The following is a 17783-nucleotide window of genomic DNA, read 5'->3' as shown; positions in this document are numbered from 1 at the left end:
TAGACGCAGAGCAAAAAGCGAATGCGAAGAAACAAAGCTTTGACGGCATTCAACATCTGACAACCGAAGAGCGCAACAAAGCGAATAAACAAGTTGAAGCAGCACTTGAAAAAGCTAAACAAGCAATTGATGGGGCAAGTAGCCAACGCGATATTGATACTGCGAAAACAACGCTTGAGCAAGATTTAGGTCAAATCTCTCCGACAGCAGAGGCGAACAAGTCAGCTAAATTAGACGCAGAGCAAAAAGCGAATCTTACCCTTACTCTTATTGATGACAATGCCAATCTCTCGCTATTTGAAAAAGAAGATGCTAAGAACCAAGTAAGGCAAGCTCTTCAAGATGCTCTTGAGAGAATTGATCAAGCCAAAACACAAGCTGAAATCGAACAAGCGAAGCAAGCAGCTTTATCTAGCATGGATCAGGTTTTAGCTGAGGCTCTGGCTAGAGCTAATGTTCGAAGACTGTCTGGTCAAGATAAGGATCAAACTCCTCCATCAAATCCAGAGGATAAGGATAGCAGTCAAACACCAGCTTCTCCTTCGGATTCAGCTCAGCCTGAGACAAGCCCTGTGACTCCACCATCTGCTACAAGAAATCGCAGAACTCCTCCACGCCGTGCTCGTAGAAGCGTTGGATTTGCAGGGAATTCCCAAACAGGTACAATTCCATCGGCTGTGGACAAGTCAGAACTTCGTACTCTAGTAGAGGATCTGGAACGTCGCTTGCAAGACTTAGCAGGTCTATCTCCTGAAGTACTTGAAGAAGCACAGCGTATTTTGGGAGAGGCGCAAGCAGCTCTTGATAATGAAAACTTAACAGCTCAAGAATTGGCAGACCTCCTTGCTAAAGTTAGACAGGTTCTCAATTCTCTACAAACTGGCACATCAGCTGATAAGAGTCAGTCTGCGTCAAACTTAAATAAAGAAGCAGAAAGTACCAAGGAACCTACAAATGCGACAGATGTCCCTCTATATGGTGTCTTTGGAGCTGCAGTGCTCTCTCTTCTAGGAGCTCTCCTCTTTGCGTTGGCTCGTAAGAAAAATTCTCAACTAGATAAGCTTTTAAGAGAATTGAATCAACTTCTAGTTGAGCTAGAGGCTAGCGACAAGGATAAAAAAGTTCTAAACAAGGCTAAGAAATTAGCTGATGAAGCACGACTCTTTGTAGATAGCCATCAAAAAGATTCTCAAAAAGAAGCAGAACTAATTTCTGAAATCAAGACTGTTCTCAGTCAACTCAAAGAAGAAGTCTAGTTTTGAAGAAAACACTACTTTCAGGAACTGAGTGAGTAGCTTTGTAGCTATGATGAGGAAATAATAAAATCTCCAGATTAGGAACCGTCAATGAGTTCTCTAGTCTGGAGATTTTTCAATATACTTCATTATTGGGGGATTACAAATAGTCGGATGTTTTTTGATTTTTTTACGAATAAATAGATGAGTAGAAAAAGAAATGGAGTTATTTATGAAAATCACAAACTATGAAATTTATAAGTTGAAAAAATCAGGTTTGACCAATCAACAGATTTTGACAGTCCTAGAATACGGTGAAAATGTCGATCAAGAACTGTTGTTAGGTGATATTGCAGATATATCAGGTTGCCGTAATCCAGCCGTTTTTATGGAACGTTATTTTCAGATAGACGATGCGCATTTGGAGAAGGAGTTTCAAAAATTTCCATCTTTCTCTATTTTAGATGACTGTTACCCTTGGGATTTGAGTGAAATATATGATGCGCCTGTGCTTTTATTTTACAAGGGAAATCTTGACCTCCTGAAATTTCCAAAAGTAGCGGTTGTGGGTAGTCGTGCTTGTAGCAAACAGGGAGCTAAGTCAGTTGAAAAAGTCATTCAGGGATTGGAAAATGAACTGGTTATCGTCAGTGGATTAGCCAAGGGCATTGACACAGCAGCTCATATGGCAGCTCTTCAAAATGGCGGAAAAACCATTGCAGTGATTGGAACAGGACTGGATGTGTTTTATCCTAAAGCCAATAAACGCTTGCAAGACTATATCGGAAATGATCATCTGGTTTTAAGTGAATATGGACCTGGTGAACAACCTCTGAAATTTCATTTTCCTGCCCGTAATCGCATCATCGCTGGACTTTGTCGTGGTGTGATTGTAGCAGAGGCCAAGATGCGCTCAGGTAGTCTCATTACCTGTGAGCGAGCAATGGAAGAAGGACGCGATGTTTTTGCTATTCCTGGTAGCATTTTAGATGGACTATCAGACGGTTGCCATCATTTGATTCAAGAAGGGGCAAAATTGGTCACCAGTGGGCAAGATGTTCTTGCGGAATTTGAATTTTAAAAATGACCTAAGCTAGAATTCTGAGAAAAAATTAATTTCAAGATAAAATGAAGTAAATATCCCCACAATAAAACGCATCCTATCAGGTTTTTTTCACTTGATCTTATGCGTTTTTTCTAAGTGAATAAGTAGAGTGGAGGACTTTTCTCATAGGAAGGAAAGCAATTTAGTGTGATTGAGAAAGGAGAGTTGCTTGTGACTAATCTTGGTCAGCTTATTATCAGGGAGCAGTATCGTCTCAAGTATTGCCAGTAAGGAAAAATAAATTCTTCAAAAGTAGAGATTACAAGGCTTGTTTAAGAAAGAATTCAAAGACCTTGACAGATAAAAATAAAATGGTTATTATAAAAAATGGTCTGAAATTGATGATGATACTCTTCGAAAATCTTTTTACGTCAGCTCAGCTTTGTCTTGCTGTGTTTTGAGCAAGCTACGGTGAGCTTCCGAGTTTGATTTTCATTTACTAGAAATGAAGCTGATGAGAGATAGCAATAGATAGTTGCGTCAGGATGTGATGGAAAATGATAAAAAGACCTCATGAGATTGGCATATCAGACTACTAAAGCATTGAGTTTGTTAGGATTTTATACTCAATGAAAATCAAAGAGCAAACTAGGAAGCTAGCCGCAGGTTGCTCAAAGCACTGCTTTGAGGTTGTAGATAAGACTGACGAAGTCAGCTCAAAACACTGTTTTGAGGTTGCAGATAGAACTGACGAAGTCAGTAACATCTATACGGCAAGGTGAAGCTGACGTGGTTTGAAGAGATTTTCGAAGAGTATTAGCGACTAGTTAGCTAGGAAAGGAAGATATTTGTGACAAATAATAAACTGTATTCGTTGGTAGAATTTAGAAATAAAATATACGAAGAATTAGAACTCTCCAGAAGTGATTTAGCGATTTTACTATGTGCCATGCTTATCGCCTCTATCGGATTAAATATGGATTCGACTCCCGTGATTATTGGAGCTATGTTAATCTCTCCTTTGATGACACCTATTCTGGGGGTGGGGCTCTCTCTAGCTATATTTGATTTTAAATTGTTAAGAAAATCTTTTAAAATATTAGCTATTCAAATTCTTGCCAGTTTAATCGCTTCAACACTTTATTTTTATCTTTCTCCCATTTCGTATGCTAGTTCGGAGATTGTTGCTAGAACCTCTCCGACTATTTGGGATGTTCTCATTGCTTTTGTAGGAGGGATAGCAGGTATTATTGGTGCTAGGAAAAAAGAGACCAATAATATCGTCCCTGGTGTCGCTATTGCAACTGCTTTGATGCCTCCTCTTTGTACGGTAGGTTATGCTATTGCTTCTGCTAATCTAAAATTTATCATAGGCTCCTCTTACCTATTCCTCATCAATTGTAGTTTTATTGTCATTGCGACTTATATAGGTGTTAGGTTGATGATGGTTAAGAAGCACTATTTTAGAGATAATGAAGAAGACTCTAAAATGCGCAGGATTTTGCTTCTAGTTGCTGTTTTGCTGATGATTCCGAGTTTCATCTCTGCAACGACTTTAGTCAGAGAAACGTTGAAAAAAGAGTCCCTTAATAAATTTATATCAGAGCAGTTTCAGGGGCATAATATTTTGAAAAAAACCTATTCTAAAAAAAATCATACCCTAAAGCTAACCATCTCAGGAAATTATTTGACAGAAGAAGAGCTTGATATGATTTCCAGTAAGAGGGGGGACTATGGTTTAAGTGATGTTTCTGTTCAAGTTTCACAATTGTCTGATTCAGAACAACTTAGCAAGGAAGAACTGGTAGAATATTTCTTCCAGTATATCAAAGGAAGACTGAAGTCTTAAGTATAAACTTTTCTTCTATTATAGTAGCTAAGTCTTGACAGGGTTCAAAAAATGGTTTACACTTTATAAAGTTTATTACTTTGAAAAGGTGTGATACTGTGGCTACGGCAACAAAAAAGAAAAAATCAACAGTTAAAAAAAATCTAGTCATCGTGGAGTCGCCAGCTAAGGCCAAGACGATTGAAAAATATCTCGGCAGAAACTACAAGGTTTTAGCCAGTGTCGGGCATATCCGTGATTTGAAGAAATCCAGTATGTCCGTCGATATTGAAAATAATTATGAACCGCAATATATCAATATCCGAGGAAAAGGCCCTCTTATCAATGACTTGAAAAAAGAAGCTAAAAAAGCTAATAAAGTCTTTCTGGCGAGTGACCCGGACCGTGAAGGAGAAGCGATTTCTTGGCATTTGGCCCATATTCTCAACTTGGATGAAAATGATGCCAACCGTGTGGTCTTCAATGAAATCACCAAGGATGCGGTCAAAAATGCTTTTAAAGAACCTCGTAAGATTGATATGGACTTGGTCGATGCCCAACAGGCTCGTCGTGTCCTGGACCGCTTGGTAGGCTATTCGATTTCGCCTATTTTGTGGAAGAAGGTCAAGAAGGGCTTGTCAGCAGGTCGCGTACAGTCTATTGCCCTTAAACTCATCATTGATCGTGAAAATGAAATCAATGCCTTCCAGCCAGAGGAATACTGGACAATTGATGCTGTCTTTAAAAAGGGAACCAAGCAATTCCAGGCTTCCTTCTATGGAGTAGATGGCAAAAAGTTGAAACTGACTAGCAATGATGATGTTAAGGAAGTCCTGTCTCGTCTGACTAGCAAAGATTTTTCAGTGGATCAGGTAGATAAGAAAGAGCGCAAACGCAATGCTCCATTACCCTATACCACTTCATCTATGCAGATGGATGCTGCCAATAAAATCAATTTCCGTACTCGAAAGACCATGATGGTTGCCCAACAGCTCTATGAAGGGATCAATATCGGTTCTGGTGTTCAAGGTTTGATTACCTATATGCGTACTGATTCGACTCGTATCAGTCCAGTGGCACAGAATGAAGCAGCAAGTTTCATTACGGACCGTTTTGGTAGCACGTATTCTAAGCACGGTAGCAAGGTCAAAAATGCATCAGGTGCTCAGGATGCCCATGAGGCGATTCGTCCGTCTAGTGTTTTTAATACACCTGAAAGTATTGCTAAGTATCTGGACAAGGATCAACTCAAGCTTTATACCCTTATCTGGAATCGTTTTGTAGCGAGCCAGATGACAGCTGCTGTCTTTGATACCATGGCTGTTAAATTGTCTCAAAATGGAGTCCAATTTGCTGCCAATGGTAGTCAGGTTAAGTTTGATGGTTATCTTGCCATTTATAATGATTCTGACAAGAATAAAATGTTACCAGATATGGCTGTTGGAGATGTGGTTAAGCAGGTGAATAGCAAACCAGAGCAACATTTCACTCAACCGCCTGCTCGCTATTCTGAAGCGACACTGATCAAGACCTTGGAGGAAAATGGGGTTGGCCGTCCGTCAACCTACGCACCGACCATTGAAACTATTCAGAAACGTTATTATGTTCGCCTTGCAGCCAAACGTTTTGAACCAACAGAGTTGGGAGAAATTGTCAACAAGCTCATCGTTGAATATTTCCCAGATATCGTAAACGTGACCTTTACAGCTGAAATGGAAGGCAAACTGGATGATGTCGAAGTCGGAAAAGAGCAGTGGCAACGTGTCATTGATGCCTTTTACAAACCATTCTCTAAAGAAGTCGCCAAGGCTGAAGAAGAAATGGAAAAAATCCAAATCAAGGATGAACCAGCTGGATTTGATTGTGAAGTGTGTGGCAGTCCAATGGTCATTAAACTTGGTCGTTTTGGTAAGTTCTACGCTTGTAGCAATTTCCCAGATTGCCGCCATACCCAAGCAATTGTGAAAGAGATTGGTGTTGAGTGTCCAAGTTGTCATCAGGGACAAATCATTGAGCGTAAAACCAAACGCAATCGCCTTTTCTATGGTTGCAATCGCTATCCAGAATGTGAATTTACCTCTTGGGATAAGCCTGTTGGTCGTGACTGTCCAAAATGTGGCAACTTCCTCATGGAGAAAAAAGTCCGTGGTGGTGGCAAGCAGATTGTTTGTAGCAAGGGTGACTACGAAGAAGAAAAGATTAAATAAGAAGAGAGTCCTGAAAGTGAATTTCAGGCTCTTTTGGTTGGAACTTGACAAAATTCATCATTTTATGCGAAACTAGAAGAAGATTATTTTAACTAGGAGAAGTTATGCGTCTTATTTATCTGATAATTGGTTTTTTATCACTAGCCTTGGCTATTGTTGGGGTTGTCTTGCCTTTGTTGCCGACAACACCTTTTCTTTTGTTGTCTATTGCTTGTTTCTCAAGAAGTTCCAAGCGCTTCGAAGATTGGTTGTATCATACCAAGCTCTATCAAGCATATGTTGCTGATTTTCGCGAGACTAAGTCTATTGCGCGTGAACGTAAGAAAAAAATCATCGTATCCATCTACATCTTGATGGGAATTTCCATTTATTTTGCACCTCTTTTACCAGTCAAAATCGGTCTGGGTGCTTTGACCATCTTTATCACTTATTATCTCTTCAAGGTTATTCCAGACAAAGAATAAATAAAATTTGTAACTATTTCCCTTGATAAAATTGAAAGCATATTTACAACAATATGATATAATAAATTCAAAGTAATACTCAAGGAGAATCAAATGATTTACGAATTTTGTGCTGAAAATGTGACCTTGCTTGAAAAAGCTATGCAGGCTGGAGCTCGTCGAATCGAACTCTGTGATAATCTAGCAGTTGGTGGAACAACACCCAGCTATGGAGTGACCAAGGCAGCAGTTGAACTGGCACTTAACTATGATACAACCATCATGAACATGATTCGTCCACGTGGTGGCGATTTTGTCTATAATGATATGGAAATTGCTATTATGCTAGAAGATATTCGGTTGACTGCTCAGGCTGGAAGTCAAGGAGTTGTATTTGGTGCTTTAACTGCTGATAAAAAGTTGGATAAGCCTAATCTTGAGAAGCTAATCGCTGCATCAAAAGGAATGGAAATTGTCTTCCACATGGCCTTTGATGAATTGAGTGATGAAGACCAGTTGGAAGCTATTGACTGGCTCAGCCAAGCTGGTGTCACCCGTATCTTAACTCGTGCTGGTGTGTCTGGCGATTCACTAGAGAAACGTTTTGCTCACTATCACAGAATTTTGGAACATGCTAAAGGTAAAATTGAAATTCTACCAGGTGGAGGGATTGACTTGGACAACCGTCAAACTTTTATCGACCAGCTGGGTGTAACACAATTGCATGGAACCAAGGTTGTCTTTTAAAAAATAGAAAGGAACTGCTAGCTTGTGATAGCAGTTTTCACTTATGTTTGAAATTTTTAAATCCTATCAATTTAATAAAGAAAAGGCTCATGCTTTTGGTTTTGTAGAAAATAGTGGAGTCTGGACCTATAGTTGCCAGATTTTGCAGGGTGACTTTGTCATGACTGTGTCTATTACTGCTGATAATATGAACTTTCAGGTCTTTGACCAGGAAACCGGTGACCTCTATCCTCAAGTTCATATGGAAAGTATGCGTGGGAGTTTTGTAGGAAGTGTCCGTGAGGCTTGTTTGGAGATTCTTTACCAGATTCGGAAGGCTTGTTTTGATGTGCAAGATTTTATCTGTCCTCAGACTAAACGAATCATGACTCAAGTTCAGGAAAAGTATGGTAATCAGTTGGAGTTTTTGTGGGAAAAATCGCCTGATACGGCAGTGTTAAGACATGAAGGCAATCAAAAGTGGTATGCTGTTTTGATGAGAATCTCTTGGGATAAGCTGGAAAAGGGCAGAGAAGGTCTAGTCGAAGCAGTCAACCTTAAACATGATCAAGTAGCTGACTTGCTTTCACAAAAGGGCATTTATCCAGCTTTTCATATGAACAAACGCTACTGGATTAGTGTGGTTTTTGATGATACTTTGTCAGATGAAATGGTACTGGAATTGATAGAGAAAAGTTGGAGCTTAACCTCTAAAAAATAAACTCTTTCAAGGATTTTCAAGAACTTTCAATTAGCTAAATATTCTTTACTGAAGAAATTTTCAGAAAATATTTGATTTTTTCTTGACAAGTATTTTTACCTATGCTAAAATACTAAACAAGATATCAAACGAAGGAGAAAGTCAAACATGAAAACAGCTAAGTTTAATCAATTTGCTTTGTTGTTGAGGTACTCGGGCTAGTGCAAAAAGCATTAGTCCTGTTTGGCTTACCAAGCGGGAGTGAATCAACATCTCGCTTGGACTTCTAAGCGAGATGTTTTTTTAAAACCACATTTGGAAAAGGGGAAATCTTATGCGTAAAGTTGAATTTTTTGATACAAGTCTTCGTGATGGGGAACAAACACCTGGTGTTAACTTCTCAATAAAGGAAAAAGTTTCCATTGCAAGACAGCTGGAGAAATGGGGAATTTCTGTAATTGAAGCTGGTTTTCCGGCTGCTAGTCCAGATTCATTTATAGCCGTTCAAGAAATTGCTAAAGCCATGAAAAAAACAGCAGTGACAGGATTAGCTCGTTCTGTAAAATCTGATATTGATGCTTGTTATGAGGCACTTAAGGATGCCAAGTATCCACAGATTCATGTCTTTATCGCTACCAGTCCCATTCACCGCAAGTACAAGCTCAATAAGAGCAAGGAAGAGATTCTAGAAGCTATTAAGGAGCATGTCTCTTATGCACGTTCTAAGTTTGAAGTGGTCGAATTCTCTCCAGAGGATGCGACCAGAACAGAGTTGGATTTCCTATTACAAGTCGTTCAAACAGCGGTTGATGCTGGTGCGTCTTATATCAATATCCCTGACACGGTTGGATTCACCACGCCAGAAGAGTTTGCACGTATCTTTGATCACTTGACTGAAAATATTAAATCAGATCATAATGTTGTCTTTGGTGTCCACTGTCACGATGATCTCGGAATGGCAACTGCAAATACTTTGACAGCAATTAAACACGGTGCTGGACGTGTCCAGGGAACTATTAATGGTATCGGTGAACGCGCAGGTAATGTTGCTCTTGAAGAAGTAGCTGTTGCTTTGAAGATTCGTGAGGATTTCTTCCAAGCAACTAGTGATATTGTTTTGGATGAAACAATGAATACGTCAGAAATGGTTTCTCGCTTCTCTGGTATTCCAGTTCCTAAAAACAAGGCTGTGGTTGGTGGCAATGCCTTTTCTCACGAGTCTGGTATTCACCAAGACGGAGTCCTTAAAAATCCTCTTACTTATGAAATTATCACTCCTGAATTGGTTGGTGTTAAGAGTAATAGCCTTCCGCTTGGTAAATTGTCTGGCCGCCATGCCTTTGTCGAGAAACTAAGAGAATTGGCCCTAGACTTTACAGAAGAGGACATCAAACCACTCTTCGCTAAGTTCAAGGCACTGGCCGACAAGAAACAAGAAATTACAGATGCAGATATTCGAGCTCTGGTCGCTGGCACCATGGTCGAAAACCCAGAAGGCTTCCACTTTGATGATTTACAACTTCAAACTCATGCAGATAATGATATTGAAGCGCTTGTTAGCCTGGCCAATATGGATGGTGAAAAAGTCGAATTTAATGCAACCGGACAAGGCTCTGTTGAAGCGATCTTCAATGCTATCGATAAGTTCTTTAATCAATCCGTCCGCTTGGTATCCTATACTATTGACGCGGTGACAGATGGAATTGATGCCCAGGCTCGAGTCTTGGTCACTGTTGAAAACAGAGATACAGAAACCATCTTTAACGCAGCAGGTCTTGATTTCGATGTGTTGAAAGCATCGGCTATTGCCTACATCAATGCTAATACTTTTGTTCAAAAAGAGAATGCTGGTGAGATGGGACGTAGAGTTTCTTACCGAGATATGCCTAGTGTGTGAAGGAGAAGGCTATGACAAAGAAAATAGTAGCTCTAGCAGGGGACGGAATTGGCCCAGAAATCATAGAGGCTGGTTTAGAGGTTCTGGAAGCTCTAGCTGAAAAAACAGGTTTTGACTATGAGATTGACAGACGACCCTTCGGGGGTGCAGGTATTGATGCTGCAGGGCATCCCTTACCTGATGAAACCCTCAAGGCAAGTAGGGAAGCAGATGCTATCCTACTAGCAGCTATCGGTAGTCCTCAGTATGATGGAGCAGCGGTTCGCCCTGAACAAGGCCTGCTAGCTCTCCGTAAGGAACTCAATCTCTATGCCAATATTCGCCCTGTAAAAATCTTTGACAGTCTTAAACATTTGTCACCACTCAAACCAGAACGAATTGCTGGTGTAGACTTTGTCGTGGTGCGTGAGTTGACTGGTGGGATTTACTTTGGAGATCATATCCTTGAAGAGCGAAAAGCGCGTGATATCAACGACTATAGCTATGAGGAAGTAGAACGGATTATTCGTAAGGCCTTTGAAATTGCAAGAAATCGCAGAAAAATCGTTACCAGTATCGATAAGCAAAATGTTCTAGCGACCTCAAAACTCTGGCGGAAAGTAGCTGAGGAAGTCTCACAAGATTTCCCAGATGTGACCTTGGAGCACCAGCTAGTCGACTCAGCTGCCATGCTTATGATTACCAATCCTGCTAAGTTTGATGTCATCGTGACGGAGAATCTTTTCGGAGATATCTTATCTGATGAATCAAGCGTTCTATCTGGCACACTTGGGGTTATGCCATCAGCCAGTCACTCTGAAAAGGGTCCAAGTCTTTATGAACCTATTCATGGTTCGGCACCTGATATTGCAGGTCAAGGAATTGCTAATCCTATCTCCATGATTTTATCAGTGGCCATGATGTTGAGAGATAGCTTTGGTCGTTATGAGGATGCAGAACGTATCGAGCGTGCTGTTGAGGCAAGTTTGGCAGCTGGTGTTTTAACAAGAGATATTGGTGGACAGGCTTCTACCAAGGAAATGACGGAAGCTATTATTGCAAGGTTATGAAGTTAGACGAAAAAATTACTCTAGTCCTTTTGATTTGGAATGTCATGATTTTCTTGATTTATGGCATTGACAAATCAAAGGCAAGGAGAAGAGCTTGGCGCATCCCTGAGAAAATCTTACTCATTTTAGCCTTTACTTGTGGTGGTTTTGGAGCTTGGTTGGCAGGAATTACTTTTCATCACAAGACTAGAAAATGGTACTTTAAGACAGTTTGGTTTCTCGGGATGGTGACCACACTAGGAGCCTTATATTTTATTTGGAGGTAATGGATGGCAGGAAAATCTATTTTTGATAAATTATGGGACCGTCATGTCATCACGGGAGAAGAGGGGCAGCCCCAACTCATGTATGTGGACCAGCATTATATTCATGAAGTGACCAGTCCTCAGGCTTTTCAAGGATTGCGAGACGCAGGTCGTAGATTGAGACGACCAGACTTGACATTTGGAACCTTTGACCACAATGTCCCGACAGTCAATATCTACGATATTCGAGATGTGATTTCTAAAGCACAAATTGATAAGCTTGCTGAAAATGTTGAGGAGTTTGGGATTGAACATGCGGCCCACGGTTCTGAAAAGCAGGGAATCGTTCACATGGTTGGTCCAGAAACAGGACGGACTCAACCAGGGAAATTCATCGTCTGCGGAGATAGCCATACGGCAACCCACGGAGCTTTCGGAGCTATCGCCTTTGGAATTGGGACCAGTGAGGTCGAGCATGTTTTTGCTACCCAGACCCTCTGGCAGGTCAAACCCAAGAAAATGCTGGTAGAATTCACTGGTGTTCCTCAAAAAGGAGTTTATTCTAAGGATTATATTCTCGCCTTGATTGCCAAGTACGGCGTTGCCTGTGGTGTTGGTTATGTGGTGGAATATCGTGGACAAGCGATTGATGCACTGAGCATGGAAGAGCGAATGACCATCTGCAATATGTCCATCGAGTTTGGCTCTAAGATGGGAATCATGAATCCGGACCAAACCACCTATGATTATCTCAAGGGACGAGAATGTGTTCCAGAGGACTTTGAAGAGGCTGTGGCTGATTGGAAAACAATTGTCAGTGATGAGGATGCCGTTTATGATAAGGTTATTCAGATGGATGTCTCAGACTTGGCTCCCATGGTGACCTGGGGCACCAATCCTGCTATGGGGGTTGACTTTGACAGTAGATTCCCTGAAATTAAGGATATGAATGATGAACGAGCCTACAATTATATGGATTTGGAACCAGGTCAAAAGCCAGCGGATATTGAACTAGGTTATATCTTTATCGGTTCTTGTACCAATGCTCGTCTCAGCGACTTGCAACTGGCTGCGCGATTTGTCAAAGGGAAGAAAATAGCTCCTAACTTAACGGCTATCGTGGTTCCAGGCTCTCGTCCTGTCAAACGAGCTGCGGAGAAATTAGGCTTGGATAAAGTTTTCTTAGATGCTGGCTTTGAATGGAGAGACCCAGGTTGCTCTATGTGCCTAGGAATGAATCCTGACAAGGTTCCAGATGGCGTTCACTGTGCCTCAACCAGCAACCGCAACTTTGAAGACAGACAGGGATTTGGGGCTAAGACCCATCTCTGCAGTCCAGCCATGGCGGCTGCAGCAGCTATCGCAGGGCGCTTCGTAGATGTTCGGCAAATGCCAGAAGCCCAGTAAGGAGAGGATATGGAGAAATTTACAGTTTATACGGGAACGACCGTTCCTCTCATGAATGATAATATCGATACCGACCAAATCCTACCCAAGCAGTTTCTCAAGTTAATCGATAAAAAAGGCTTTGGTAAGTACCTTATGTATGCTTGGCGTTATCTAGATGATAAGTATACTGAGGATCCAGACTTTGTCTTTAACCGGCCTGAATATCGCAAAGCCAGTATTCTCATCTCAGGGAATAACTTTGGGGCAGGATCCTCGAGGGAACACGCAGCTTGGGCTCTAGCAGACTACGGTTTTAAGGTTGTGATTGCAGGATCTTTTGGGGACATTCATTACAATAATGAACTTAATAATGGTATGTTACCTATTGTACAGCCCAGAGAGGTTCGAGAGAAACTAGCTCAGCTACAACCGACTGATCAGGTAACTGTGGACTTGGAACAACAAAAAATCATCTCACCAGTTGGAGAATTCACTTTCGAAATCGATAGTGAATGGAAACACAAACTCTTAAATGGTTTGGATGATATCGGAATTACCTTGCAGTATGAAGATTTGATTGCTGCTTATGAAAAACAACGACCAGCCTACTGGCAGGATTAGAAGAAAAATAGAAAAGGAAATAGAATTATGACAAAACACATTCAATGGAAGGGAACACTTTCACAAGAAGGCTATGACATTTTAAAAGGTGAGGGCGGATGTATCGTTTGCCCTACTAAAGTTGGTTATATCATCATGACTAGTGATAAGGCAGGTCTTGAACGCAAGTTCGCAGCCAAAGAGCGTAACCGTAACAAACCAGGTGTTGTTCTCTGCGGTAGCATGGATGAACTTCGCACTTTAGCACAACTCAACCCAGAAATTGAAGCCTTTTACCAAAAACATTGGGACGAAGATATTCTTCTTGGTTGTATCCTTCCATGGAAACCAGAAGCCTTTGAAAAACTCAAAGCGTATGGGGATGGCCGTGAAGAACTCATGACGGACGTGCGTGGTACTAGCTGTTTCGTTATCAAATTTGGGAAAGCTGGGGAACAATTGGCTGCCAAACTTTGGGAAGAAGGCAAGATGGTTTATGCCTCATCAGCTAACCCATCTGGAAAAGGAAACCGTGGTAAGGTAGAAGGTATCGGAGAACGCATCGAAGGGGCAGTTGACCTTGTTATCGAGGCAGACGACTATGTGGCATCTATCCAGCCTGACAAAACGATTGAAACTCGCTACGAGCAAGGTGTGATGGTCTCTATGGTCGATAAAGACGGCAAACTCATCCCAGAACAAGGAGGAGCACGCTCAACTTCACCAGCTCCAGTTGTGATTCGCAAAGGGCTTGACATTGATAAGATTATGATGCACCTGTCAGACACCTTTAACTCATGGGACTACCGTCAGGGTGAGTATTATTAGGATAAAAAAGAAGTCTAGTGTTAAGAGGGAATACTCCACTCTACACTAGGCTTTTTCTTTAGAAATTCTTTTCTTTTTTGATAGATATGATATACTAGATGCAGAATATATTAATAGAATGTAGTTTCTGCAAAGTAAAATATCTTACTTTGAACGAAACAAATATAATTTAAGTCTAACAATAAATTTTTAATAAGCAAGGAAAACACAATGGTTTCAAAACAAACTTTCATTGACAGGATAAAAAAAGAATTCCCAGATGCAATTGAAAATCAAACAAAAAGCTATATTTCTTTTCAGGTTAAAAATAGGAAAGGGAAGTTACAAAATTTTATAGAGATTAATTTTCAAAATAAAGGAATAAAGATTGCCGTTCTCTCTAAGAGTCTTCATGCTTCAGATATTTTGTTGTTTAATAAGAAGCCTGATTCATTCGGTTGGACACTTGATGCTGAGTATTTTATTAAGGACGAAAATTCACTAAATGAGATTTTCCCTTTTATAAATAAATCTTATGAGTTTGTAAAAGGTGGAAATAACTCAGAGTGTTATAAAGTCTTCAAAGAATTTTTGTCTAAATTTGTGAATCAAGCAAATATCTATAATTCAAAAGATATAGAAATTAAACGTTCTCAAAAATTAGATGGAGCTGAACATATTTACCCTGCTTTGATTATTGAGGGTATTCCGTACAAAGTTGAAATGCTTAACACAGGTCATTTTGGTCCAAAAAGTGGTGATGGATATATTAAATCACCTTACTTTGGTTATCGGCTGAGTGACATGGATAACTCATGGATAAATATAAGGTGTGGTTTTCAGAGATTTAAACTCACAGAATTTAAAATAGTAAAATGGTATGGTAATAATCGAGATGAAGATTTAGATTATAAATACTTTGTCAAGGACTTAGAGTTGGAATCAACTGCTGAACCTAACGATATTTTAAAAGAGTTTTATGATAATTTCACTAGTTTTTATAGAGAATCAGAAAAGGAAGAGATAAACATGTCAGAAAATATCAACGAGTATAAGAATATCTTATTACAATCCAAAAACCTCATCCTCCGTGGTGCACCGGGGACGGGAAAAACTTATCTTGCTAAAGAAATTGCTAAAGAATTAACGGATGGCAACGAAGATCAAATCAGCTTTGTTCAGTTTCATCCTTCGTATGACTACACGGATTTTGTCGAGGGTTTGCGCCCAGTATCAAATGGGGATGGAGCTATCGAGTTTAAATTACAAGATGGTATTTTTAAGAAGTTTTGTCAGAGAGCGAAAGAAGCTCAGAAAACTGGTGGACAAGATAATTTTGAGGAAACGTGGGCTAAGCTAACGGATGCTATCAATGAAAAGCAAGGACAATACTTCTTCCCTCGTAGTTCGGTTCCAGCCAGTTTAAATAGTCAAGGGAATGTGAAGTTTGATTCTCCTGTTGCTACCAAAGAAAAAGTGTATCTTTTGTACAAGGGTGAGGAGACTAAGTTAAAGTACGAAACTTATCAAAAAATCGTTTTAGATCACATGAAAGAAAGTTATGGCTTATGTGATTATGTATCTCCAACGATTGATACAGACAAAAAATTCGTCTTCATCATTGATGAAATCAATCGTGGTGAGATTTCTAAGATTTTTGGTGAACTCTTTTTCTCTATCGATTCTGGTTATCGTGGTGAAAAGGGAAGTGTTTCTACCCAGTATGCTAATTTACATGAGACTGATGAGAAATTTTATATCCCTGAAAATGTCTATATCATCGGCACTATGAATGACATTGACCGTTCAGTAGATACCTTTGATTTTGCTATGCGCCGTCGTTTCCGTTTTGTTGAAGTTACGGTTGAAAGTCAACTTTATATTCTAGATAAAGAACTAGGTAATCGTGCTGAAGAAGCTAAGACTCGACTAAGAAACTTGAATGCTGCTATTGAAAACGTTCAGGAATTAAACAGTCATTACCATATCGGGCCAAGTTATTTCCTTGATTTGAATGATGTAGATTTTGACTATGAATTACTCTGGTCTGATTATCTCAAACCGCTTTTGGAAGATTATGTACGTGGTTCTTATGAAGAAGCTGAAATTCTTGAAACATTGAAGAAGGCATTTGATCTGACAAAGAATGAGCAAAAAGATCAGGCAGTAGCTGATGACAATGAAGGCGATGAAAACGATGATGCGGATTACTGATAATCAACACAAGATTGTTAAAGAAGAATTTGTTGAAGGATATCCTAAACTAAGCAATCTTCTTTTAGACAGAACCTTGGAAAGTCTATCCCAAGATGAACGTGTTTTCATTTTTCCAAATGATTTGAAGAATTCTCCTGACTTAGAAAAGGACCAAAAAATCTTTGAAACAGTTAATCAGAAAATCAAGACTGGAAATGTGATTGGTTTTCTGGGGTGTGGTCAGGAAAGATTAACGATTTCCTCTCGCTTTTCTGATGAGAGTAATGACCATTTTTTGCATTATCTCTTACACAAGGTTCTTCATATCAATCTGACTAGTTTAGATGTTGCTTTGTCGCGTGAAGATAGACTCTATCAACTTTTGATGTATCTCTTTCCCAAGTATCTTCAAGCTGCTCTCCGAAAAGGTCTTTATAAGGAATATCATAGATTTTCTCATAACGACAGTCATGTTAAGGGAGTGATTGATGTAAGAAACCATATCAAGAAAAATCTTCCTTTTACGGGAAATATTGCCTATACAACAAGAGAGTTCACCTATGATAATCCCCTCATGCAGTTGGTCCGTCACACTATTGAATACATTAAGAACCAGAAAAGCATTGGTCAAGGGGTACTAGATAATCTCTCAACTAGTCGTGAAAACGTAGCTGAAATCGTGCGGGTAACTCCTTCTTATAAACTAGCTGATCGTGCTAAGATTATTCGGGGAAATAAATCTAAACCTATACGTCATGCATACTTTCACGAGTACAGAAAGTTACAAGAACTTTGTCTGATGATTCTAAACCAAGAAAAGCACGGTTTAGGGTATCAAGAGAAAAAAATTCATGGTATTCTTTTTGATGTTGCCTGGCTTTGGGAAGAGTATGTTCATACTTTGTTGCCAAAAGATTTTATCCATCCACGGAATAAAGATAAGACGGACGGAATTTCAGTATTTTCTAGTCAAGAAAGAAAAGTATATCCAGATTTTTATCAAGAAGAGCTTAAAATAGTATTAGATGCTAAATATAAAAAGCTTGAAAAGGCTGAAAAAGGAATAAATCGTGAGGACTTGTTCCAGCTGATTTCCTATTCTTATATTTTAAAAGCTGAGAAGGCTGGTCTTATTTTCCCGAGTGAGAAAAAGGCGGTTGATAATGAGATAGGAAAGCTAGCAGGGTACGGAGCTTTGTTGAAGAAATGGTCTATCCAAATTCCTCAGAAGTCTTCATCTTATAGTGAATTTTGTGAAATGATGGAAAACTCAGAAGAAATTTTTAAAAGGAATATTACTAAAGAACTGGGGAGAAAATAATTTCCCCTCTTTCTTTTATTTTTAACACAAGTAAAACCCGAACGATATGTTTTTATTTATAAAAATATTTGACAAAAACTGTACTTTAGTTTATA

General features: G+C 39.7%; 15 protein-coding genes. All 15 read left to right on the top strand.

Annotated elements, in window-relative coordinates:
- Nucleotides 1–1256, top strand: a 1256-nt coding sequence (locus WKI42_RS02615) for a DUF1542 domain-containing protein (protein ID WP_368081101.1), incomplete at its 5' end; no start/stop codon positions are given.
- Nucleotides 1257–1467: 211 nt separating this feature from the next.
- Nucleotides 1468–2316, top strand: coding sequence for a DNA-processing protein DprA (gene dprA / locus WKI42_RS02610; RefSeq protein ID WP_031243441.1), 849 nt, complete (start codon nt 1468–1470; stop codon nt 2314–2316).
- Nucleotides 2317–3130: 814 nt separating this feature from the next.
- Complete coding sequence (locus tag WKI42_RS02605; RefSeq protein WP_368081100.1) at nt 3131–4129, top strand: TIGR00341 family protein; 999 nt, start codon at nt 3131–3133, stop codon at nt 4127–4129.
- Between the two features lie 98 nt (nt 4130–4227).
- A complete protein-coding gene (gene topA / locus WKI42_RS02600; RefSeq protein WP_368080774.1) occupies nt 4228–6315 on the top strand; it encodes a type I DNA topoisomerase in 2088 nt (695 codons plus the stop codon).
- A gap of 104 nt (nt 6316–6419) precedes the next feature.
- Nucleotides 6420–6779 (top strand): YbaN family protein, encoded by a 360-nt coding sequence (locus WKI42_RS02595; protein WP_001237214.1) that lies wholly within the window; start codon nt 6420–6422, stop codon nt 6777–6779.
- Between the two features lie 93 nt (nt 6780–6872).
- Nucleotides 6873–7505 carry a copper homeostasis protein CutC gene (locus WKI42_RS02590; RefSeq protein WP_368081099.1) on the top strand — a complete coding sequence of 211 codons (633 nt, stop codon included), beginning with the start codon at nt 6873–6875 and terminating at the stop codon, nt 7503–7505.
- A gap of 43 nt (nt 7506–7548) precedes the next feature.
- Entirely contained in the window at nt 7549–8205 is a 657-nt protein-coding gene (locus tag WKI42_RS02585) for an MmcQ/YjbR family DNA-binding protein (RefSeq protein ID WP_368081098.1), read from the top strand.
- Nucleotides 8206–8518: 313 nt separating this feature from the next.
- On the top strand, nt 8519–10081 hold the full coding sequence (locus tag WKI42_RS02580) for a 2-isopropylmalate synthase (protein WP_368081097.1): 1563 nt from the start codon (nt 8519–8521) through the stop codon (nt 10079–10081).
- Nucleotides 10082–10092: 11 nt separating this feature from the next.
- Nucleotides 10093–11130, top strand: a complete 1038-nt coding sequence (leuB, locus tag WKI42_RS02575; protein WP_368081096.1) for a 3-isopropylmalate dehydrogenase — start codon at nt 10093–10095, stop codon at nt 11128–11130.
- The gene (locus WKI42_RS02570) at nt 11127–11396 is read left to right on the top strand and encodes a DUF1294 domain-containing protein (protein ID WP_368081095.1); all 270 of its coding nucleotides are present in this window, start codon (nt 11127–11129) and stop codon (nt 11394–11396) included. The genes leuB and WKI42_RS02570 overlap by 4 nt, the downstream gene beginning before the upstream one ends.
- A gap of 3 nt (nt 11397–11399) precedes the next feature.
- Nucleotides 11400–12782: a 3-isopropylmalate dehydratase large subunit gene (gene leuC, locus WKI42_RS02565; RefSeq protein ID WP_368081094.1), complete on the top strand. Its 1383-nt coding sequence runs from the start codon at nt 11400–11402 to the stop codon at nt 12780–12782.
- Nucleotides 12783–12791: 9 nt separating this feature from the next.
- A complete protein-coding gene (leuD, locus tag WKI42_RS02560) occupies nt 12792–13385 on the top strand; it encodes a 3-isopropylmalate dehydratase small subunit (RefSeq protein ID WP_368081093.1) in 594 nt (197 codons plus the stop codon).
- Between the two features lie 27 nt (nt 13386–13412).
- On the top strand, nt 13413–14192 hold the full coding sequence (locus WKI42_RS02555) for an L-threonylcarbamoyladenylate synthase (RefSeq protein WP_368081092.1): 780 nt from the start codon (nt 13413–13415) through the stop codon (nt 14190–14192).
- Between the two features lie 210 nt (nt 14193–14402).
- Complete coding sequence (locus WKI42_RS02550; RefSeq protein ID WP_368081091.1) at nt 14403–16385, top strand: McrB family protein; 1983 nt, start codon at nt 14403–14405, stop codon at nt 16383–16385.
- Nucleotides 16372–17688 carry an McrC family protein gene (locus WKI42_RS02545; protein WP_368081103.1) on the top strand — a complete coding sequence of 439 codons (1317 nt, stop codon included), beginning with the start codon at nt 16372–16374 and terminating at the stop codon, nt 17686–17688. Before WKI42_RS02550 ends, WKI42_RS02545 begins: the two co-directional genes overlap by 14 nt.
- Nucleotides 17689–17783: the final 95 nt, after the last annotated feature.

The sequence above is a fragment of the Streptococcus pseudopneumoniae genome (assembly GCF_038148935.1).
Taxonomy (GTDB): Bacteria; Bacillota; Bacilli; order Lactobacillales; family Streptococcaceae; genus Streptococcus; species Streptococcus pseudopneumoniae_U.
The sequence above is the reverse complement of the archived record's forward strand: the minus strand, read 5'-3'. Positions and strand labels throughout refer to the sequence as shown.

Coding starts and splice junctions, on each gene's coding strand:
- WKI42_RS02570 (WP_368081095.1), top strand. CDS start 11,127: ATGAAGTTAGACGAAAAAATTACTCTAGTCCTTTTGATTTGGAATGTC.
- leuC (WP_368081094.1), top strand. CDS start 11,400: ATGGCAGGAAAATCTATTTTTGATAAATTATGGGACCGTCATGTCATC.
- WKI42_RS02580 (WP_368081097.1), top strand. CDS start 8,519: ATGCGTAAAGTTGAATTTTTTGATACAAGTCTTCGTGATGGGGAACAA.
- leuD (WP_368081093.1), top strand. CDS start 12,792: ATGGAGAAATTTACAGTTTATACGGGAACGACCGTTCCTCTCATGAAT.
- WKI42_RS02595 (WP_001237214.1), top strand. CDS start 6,420: ATGCGTCTTATTTATCTGATAATTGGTTTTTTATCACTAGCCTTGGCT.
- WKI42_RS02590 (WP_368081099.1), top strand. CDS start 6,873: ATGATTTACGAATTTTGTGCTGAAAATGTGACCTTGCTTGAAAAAGCT.
- leuB (WP_368081096.1), top strand. CDS start 10,093: ATGACAAAGAAAATAGTAGCTCTAGCAGGGGACGGAATTGGCCCAGAA.
- dprA (WP_031243441.1), top strand. CDS start 1,468: ATGAAAATCACAAACTATGAAATTTATAAGTTGAAAAAATCAGGTTTG.
- WKI42_RS02545 (WP_368081103.1), top strand. CDS start 16,372: ATGCGGATTACTGATAATCAACACAAGATTGTTAAAGAAGAATTTGTT.
- WKI42_RS02585 (WP_368081098.1), top strand. CDS start 7,549: ATGTTTGAAATTTTTAAATCCTATCAATTTAATAAAGAAAAGGCTCAT.
- WKI42_RS02555 (WP_368081092.1), top strand. CDS start 13,413: ATGACAAAACACATTCAATGGAAGGGAACACTTTCACAAGAAGGCTAT.
- WKI42_RS02550 (WP_368081091.1), top strand. CDS start 14,403: ATGGTTTCAAAACAAACTTTCATTGACAGGATAAAAAAAGAATTCCCA.